General features: G+C 65.3%; 8 protein-coding genes and 2 pseudogenes. 6 read left to right on the top strand and 4 right to left on the bottom strand.

Annotated elements, in window-relative coordinates:
• The 5 genes and pseudogenes from ACXJL8_RS32685 to ACXJL8_RS32665 form a co-directional block, all read left to right on the top strand.
• The coding region (locus tag ACXJL8_RS32685) for an integrase core domain-containing protein (protein WP_456686273.1) at positions 1 to 252 on the top strand (252 nt) is incomplete at its 5' end.
• Between the two features lie 318 nt (positions 253 to 570).
• On the top strand, positions 571 to 897 hold the full coding sequence (gene ihfB, locus ACXJL8_RS32680; RefSeq protein ID WP_456686275.1) for an integration host factor subunit beta: 327 nt from the start codon (positions 571 to 573) through the stop codon (positions 895 to 897).
• A 277-nt stretch (positions 898 to 1,174) separates the two neighbouring features.
• On the top strand, positions 1,175 to 1,636 hold the full coding sequence (locus ACXJL8_RS32675) for a MucR family transcriptional regulator (protein ID WP_456686272.1): 462 nt from the start codon (positions 1,175 to 1,177) through the stop codon (positions 1,634 to 1,636).
• A 504-nt stretch (positions 1,637 to 2,140) separates the two neighbouring features.
• Positions 2,141 to 2,746, top strand: a pseudogene (locus ACXJL8_RS32670) (IS66 family transposase zinc-finger binding domain-containing protein); the annotation flags it as partial.
• On the top strand, positions 2,726 to 2,905 hold the full coding sequence (locus tag ACXJL8_RS32665; protein WP_456686274.1) for a cold-shock protein: 180 nt from the start codon (positions 2,726 to 2,728) through the stop codon (positions 2,903 to 2,905). The pseudogene ACXJL8_RS32670 and the gene ACXJL8_RS32665, both read left to right, overlap by 21 nt.
• Positions 2,906 to 3,083: 178 nt before the next feature.
• On the opposite strand, the gene ACXJL8_RS32660 is transcribed toward ACXJL8_RS32665, so the two are convergent.
• From ACXJL8_RS32660 to ACXJL8_RS32650, 3 genes are read right to left on the bottom strand one after another with little or no spacing between them, the layout of a single operon-like run.
• Positions 3,084 to 3,299, bottom strand: a complete 216-nt coding sequence (locus tag ACXJL8_RS32660) for a hypothetical protein (RefSeq protein ID WP_456686271.1) — start codon at positions 3,297 to 3,299, stop codon at positions 3,084 to 3,086.
• A gap of 13 nt (positions 3,300 to 3,312) precedes the next feature.
• Positions 3,313 to 3,714: a thiol-disulfide oxidoreductase DCC family protein gene (locus ACXJL8_RS32655; protein ID WP_456686270.1), complete on the bottom strand. Its 402-nt coding sequence runs from the start codon at positions 3,712 to 3,714 to the stop codon at positions 3,313 to 3,315.
• Between the two features lie 22 nt (positions 3,715 to 3,736).
• Positions 3,737 to 4,189, bottom strand: coding sequence for an anaerobic typically selenocysteine-containing protein (locus ACXJL8_RS32650; protein WP_456686269.1), 453 nt, complete (start codon positions 4,187 to 4,189; stop codon positions 3,737 to 3,739).
• A gap of 194 nt (positions 4,190 to 4,383) precedes the next feature.
• Here ACXJL8_RS32650 and ACXJL8_RS32645 point away from each other — a divergent pair, with 194 nt between their 5' ends.
• Positions 4,384 to 4,641: a hypothetical protein gene (locus ACXJL8_RS32645; protein ID WP_456686268.1), complete on the top strand. Its 258-nt coding sequence runs from the start codon at positions 4,384 to 4,386 to the stop codon at positions 4,639 to 4,641.
• A gap of 573 nt (positions 4,642 to 5,214) precedes the next feature.
• Here the strand turns inward: ACXJL8_RS32645 and ACXJL8_RS32640 are convergent.
• Positions 5,215 to 5,454 (bottom strand): annotated as a pseudogene (locus tag ACXJL8_RS32640) (transposase); the annotation flags it as partial.

Raw genomic sequence — 5,454 nt, 5'->3', positions numbered from 1 at the left:
CCGTGGACCAATGGCCAGGTCGAGCGCATGAACCGGACCCTCAAGGACGCGACCGTCAAGCGCTACCACTACGACAGCCACGACCAACTGCGGGAACACCTCGCCGCTTTCCTGGATGCCTACAACTTCGCCCGGCGGCTCAAGACCCTACGCGGCCTCACGCCATACGAAGCGACCTGCCGAGCCTGGGCAGACGACCCAGGCCGGTTCAGATACGACCCAACCCATCTCACCTCGGGACTGAACAGTTAGGGTCCAGGCAAAGCCTTCCTGTTGACGGAAACAGGTTCCGTCTTGACTCCCGGGTGGGAGCTATGGCTTGTGGGGGATCGTGACATCGGCCCCACAAGGCCCCAGGTTTTCAGCAGGCCCCCGTTTGGCGACGGGGGCCTGTTGGCTTTTCAGGGTCTATCTCGCGGCGATGGTCTCTTGAATGGCGGCCACGACTCGCCGCAGCGGGTCAGGCCGTAACGCTCCATGTCGGCCGGGCGGCACGGTTAAGTCAACGTTGTGGGCGGATCGTCAGGGCTCGATCTTGCCGCGATCGTCAAGTGGCGTTCCTATGCCGGCATGATCCGGTCCGAGCTTGTCACCCGCATCGCGAAGCAGAACCCGCACCTCTACGAGAAGGACGTCGAGGCGCTCGTCCGCGCCATCTTCGACCGCATCGCCGAGGCGCTAGCGGAGGGTGACCGGGTCGAACTGCGCGGCTTCGGCTCATTCGAGGTCCGCGAGCGCGATGCGCGCGCCGCCCGCAATCCAAAGACGGGCGAAGCCGTGATGGCCGAAGCCAGGACCAAGATCCACTTCAAGCCGGGGAAGGCGATGTATGACCGGCTCAATCGGGGTGGAAGCGGACCCAAGCAGGAGGCGGAGCGGTTCCTGCGAGCTTCCTGATCACGCTCTTGTGCTCCCGCGTCGCTCCCTGCGCGTTCGAGACGTGCGGCGATGCCGAGGCGCTCTCGTGTATTCTCGCCGCCGCGAGTCAGTGGTCTGTCCAGGCAAAATTAGAATAAATTTAAGATATATCCTCCGCTGTCTAAGCATGCGTTGAGGGCACACAGAGTTCATATCGATAATCTGATCGATTGCGCGCAAATGGATTATAGGACTTGCTTTTGCGGCACATATGCATCATCGCCGAAAACCTTGGGCAACTACAGGAGCGAAAGCCTTGAACGAGGAAGAACAAGAAGCCGGTCTCAACTTTACCGAGCTGGTCGCCGAGATCATCTCAGCCTACGTCTCGAACAACCCCGTGCCGCCGGCCGAGCTGCCGGCCCTGATCGCGAAGGTGCACGGGGCGGTTTCCGGTCTGGCCACTGCGGGTGGCTCAGGTGCCGCGGCTCCGGACGCCGAGGTCCAGAAGCCAACGCCAGCCCAGATCCGCAAGTCGGTTCGAGACGATGGCATCGTGAGCTTCCTCGACGGCAAGACCTACAAGACGCTCAAGCGCCACCTGACCAGCCACGGGTTCGACCCGCGCAGCTACCGCGAGCGCTACGGCCTGCCCGCCGACTATCCGATGGTCGCCCCGAGCTACGCCGAGCAGCGCTCACAACTCGCGCGAGCGATTGGCCTCGGTCGCCCCGGCGGTCAGGCCGAGCGTCAGAATGTCAAACGGAAAGCGTCCTGATCGCCGCGCCGACTATCGGCTTCGCCGCGTCGGACGGCCGTAGGTCTGAGCCCAGGTCAGCGTGACGACGTTGCCGGCTCGGTCCCGGGAAGGCGTCGATGCAGGTTCGGCAGGAGTTTCCTGAACCGAGCCTGCGCACTTCCGACCGGCGCGCCCGATCCAGCGAATGACCCGATCTGCAGGCGGGCAGCGCCACACCAGCCGAGCCTCACGCGCAGTCTTCGTTCGCCAGACGCAGGCGTACCCGACGGCGCGTCCTAGGATTGCCATAAGCTCAGCCTCTGCCCCTACTCGCGGTACGGGGCGCCAACGAAAGCAGTCTTTCATCGATGCTTCACGGGTTCTAGCGCGCGCAGGATACCTCCGATGCCTAGACTCGGCGTTATCCACGTATTCCAAATGCTTAGGACCGCGCCTCAAACGGGAGGACCGTTAGGACCAGGGGCATCCTGGGTAATTACCCAGGCCCTTGCGCGCCGCCGATTTCGCTGATTCCCTCGTGGGATGGGTCGAAGCGATCTTGAGCGGTTGAGCCGCGAGGAGCTGATCGAGCTGGTGTTGCGGCTGCAGCGACCAGAGAAGACCTCGCGCACCTCGTCCAAGCCGCCGGCGATGGATCGCAAAGAACAGCGTGCGCAATCCAAGCCCGGTGGTGCCAAGCCGGGGCACGAGGGCCACAGCCGGGTCCTGAGCGACGATCCGGACGCGGTGGTCGATCATCGTCCCGCGGCGTGCGCGTGTTGTGGCGGCGATCTGAACACGGCGCTGTTGGTGGAGGTCGTCAGCGTCTCTGAGCAGATCGAGCTGCCCGCGGTGGCGCCGATCGTCACAAAGCACCGCCGGCTCGCGGTCCGTTGCCCGAGTTGCGGGACACGGGTCGTCGCGCCGGTGCCGGAGGCGGCCCGCGGCACGCCGTTTGGCCCGCGGCTGCATGCGGTGGCGACGTATCTCAAGACGTTCCAGGCGCTCTCCTATGAGCGGCTGCAGGCGGCGCTCTCCGACCTGTTCGGCCTGACGCTGAGCCAGGGCGGGCTGATGAACCTGCTATGCCGCGCGCAAGCGCACTTCCGTCCCGGCCGCGCGGTTGCTGTGTCGGCGTTACGCAAGGCCATCCAGCCCGACAGCGGCGGTAAGGACGTGTTCGTCCACATCTCGGCCGTCGAGAGCGCTGGGATGCGCAACCTGATCGAGGGGCAGAAGATCTCCTACGACGTCGAGAACGACCGGCGCAGCGGCAAGGAGAGCGCCGCCAACCTGAAGAGCGCCTGATCATTCCCGTTCCGGCCTCGTCTCGTGGCCGACTGTTGATGCTCGGCTAACCGCCCTCCCCCATCCTGCATTTCGGGCCGCGTTGCGTACTTAGCCCCGCGTCGTGAGGAACGGCGCCAAGCCCCGCCAGCCCGTGATCAGATCGAGCGGCGGGGCCGAGCGGCCGACGTATGTGCCGCTACAGCCATCGCTCATCAATGTCGGTGGCGTTGCGTTCGGCCACCGGCTGTGTCTCATCGCCTTCGGCAAAGACCACGATGTCGTCAGGGCCGATGTCGCGGTTCGCGTAGAAGTCCCATCGGTGGTGGATCACCCGCGGGCCGCCGAAGATCCTGAAGGCATTCCAGTACCGGTAATCCCGGAAGCCGACGTAGTGGACGCAGCGTGTCGCCATCTGCCGCCACGCCTCAGTGCCGCCGTGCGACCAGCCGGGCCAGACGGGGCCGCAGCGGAAGAGACAGGCGGTAGGCCAGCTCGGCAATCGGCAGTACGGGCCGGAAGCCTAGCACCCGCAGGTCGACCAAGCGGCCGAGCCAGCGCCGGCCGGGCAAGGTCCGCCACAGGCGGGCAAACGCAGCTGCGCCGGAGACGAGCTGACCGTCCGCGGCGCGCACGTAGAAACGCTTCAGGGCGGCCTCGCGGCAGAGGTCGGGCCCGAGCGCCGGCGCAGGTGCATCACGACCGACATCGACGAAGGCGAGCCGATCGGCCCCTGCGCACTGGCGGTAATGGTCAATCTCGGCGCGGCAGAGCGGGCAGCTGCCATCGTAGTAGACGCTGAGATCCTTCTCGGACGTGACGTCGCGCATGTCTACACCGGAGGGCGTGGTTTCAGTTGGCGGGCGGGCTCAGGACCAGCTTGCCTTTGAACGGCGCGTCGGCGTTACGGGTGCTGGTACAGGCGTACTCCTCCTGCCCTGCCTTCATGGTTCGCAGGCGCAGCGTACCCTTGCCGTTCTGCTTGACGGTGTAGCCCTTCTCGCTGGCGACATGCACGAGATCGCCGTCGGCATGCAGCACCAAGCCGTTCTCGAATTGACCGGGCGCGGTGATCGTGACTGGCGCATCGGCGCTGCTCACGATGTTCAGCGCGACGTTCGTGTCGGCAGGAAGACGGAGTTCGGCCGGCTCACAGACCGGCTTGCCATCCTTCATGCTGATCGTCAGTTCCACTGGTGGCATCGCATCGCTGGCCGGCGGCGCCAGGGGCTTGCCCTGGGCAAAAGCCGGTCCCGCGATGAAGAGCGCGACAAGCGTCGCCAGCCCTCGATAGAAGTTCAGCATGAGATGCCCTCCCCGGGTTGAGGCTCGGCGGTGGCGGCCGACCGCACCGGCAGGAAAGGCAGCGCGGTCGATGACGTTCCACGGCGCGACGCCGCATGTGGGTGAGCCCTGCGGCACGGCATGGCCGAACAGGACCGTGCATCTTGCGTCGGGGTGGTGGGTTTGCAGCGTAGAAACCTGAGTGCGTGGCAGCCATGGCTTACACCGTCGAAAAGCTCGCACCCGGCAGCTACGACGTGTTGCTGGACGGCGTCGTGATCGCGGGCTTGGTGCGCAGCGTCTATCGCCATGGCCCAAGCGATACGTGGCTGGTTGACTTGCTCGACGAGGTGCCCGCCACCGATCGGCCCGCGCCCTTCACATCCCAACGGCGCCTGTTCAAATCGCGTCCGGCTGCGCTGGAATGGCTCGGCATCCGCGAGGAGGGCACCCCTGATGCGTCGAGCGGGTGAGAACCGCCCGCGGTCGCCTCGTGGCCTTTGGCACAGCCATGGTCTTCGTCAGCGCCGTGAAAGCTCTGGAGACGATCGGCATCGAGGATGCCCTGAGCTACTGCACCGGCGCCGCGGTTATCGCGGTCCTGCTCACCTGAGCCCTGTCGTCATGACACCCGGCCTAGAATTCATCCCCGAGAACGGCGGCGGGGCCGGGATCCGCTTCCGGGAGCGGAAGGGGTGAGCGCAGCCGATGTTGGATAGTGCCACGCTCTGGGATCTCGTGACCGACGAGCGCATCGCAATCGAAGAGGTCGGTTCAGCGGTTGACGTCTACCTCTCTGAGCCCTCCACGCAGGTTTACCCTATCGGGCCAGACCACGTCCTCGATCTAGCTGCGGCCGTTGCCGCCCACGCCTCCGCGCTCGCGACGATCGCGGATAGCGAGGCCGACGAACCATCGCGTCGCATGGCCGTGCGATCGGCCTTACTCATGGCCCGACCTGCAATCCGATCAGGCTCATGTTGAGACCATCCCAAAGAAAGCGCCCGGCTACCTCTGGATAGAAAATCAGGCGCAGCTAGGGCGTGTCATCGCTTGAGCCAGTCGAGGGCTGCGGCGAGGGACAGGACACCCATGAAGCTTGTGGCGGTTTTCTCGTAGCGGGTTGCGATGGCACGCTATTCCTTGAGCCTCGCCCAGAGGCGCTCGACCTGATTGCGATTGTTGTAGATCCAGTCCGGGCAGGCGACGGGGGTCTCGTGGCGCTGAGGCGGGATCGCGGGGCGCGCACCCATGTTCCAGATGTGCTCGCGGAAGGCGTGACCGGG

Source organism: Bradyrhizobium sp. P5_C11_2 (assembly GCF_054049755.1).
This window is presented reverse-complemented; position numbering and strand designations above follow the sequence as displayed.

What these genes read in the sequence shown, in the direction of transcription:
- ihfB (WP_456686275.1), top strand. Translation starts at nt 571, where the DNA reads ATGATCCGGTCCGAGCTTGTCACCCGCATCGCGAAGCAGAACCCGCAC.
- ACXJL8_RS32660 (WP_456686271.1), bottom strand. Translation starts at nt 3,299, where the DNA reads ATGGCGACACGCTGCGTCCACTACGTCGGCTTCCGGGATTACCGGTAC.
- ACXJL8_RS32655 (WP_456686270.1), bottom strand. Translation starts at nt 3,714, where the DNA reads ATGCGCGACGTCACGTCCGAGAAGGATCTCAGCGTCTACTACGATGGC.
- ACXJL8_RS32650 (WP_456686269.1), bottom strand. Translation starts at nt 4,189, where the DNA reads ATGCTGAACTTCTATCGAGGGCTGGCGACGCTTGTCGCGCTCTTCATC.
- ACXJL8_RS32645 (WP_456686268.1), top strand. Translation starts at nt 4,384, where the DNA reads ATGGCTTACACCGTCGAAAAGCTCGCACCCGGCAGCTACGACGTGTTG.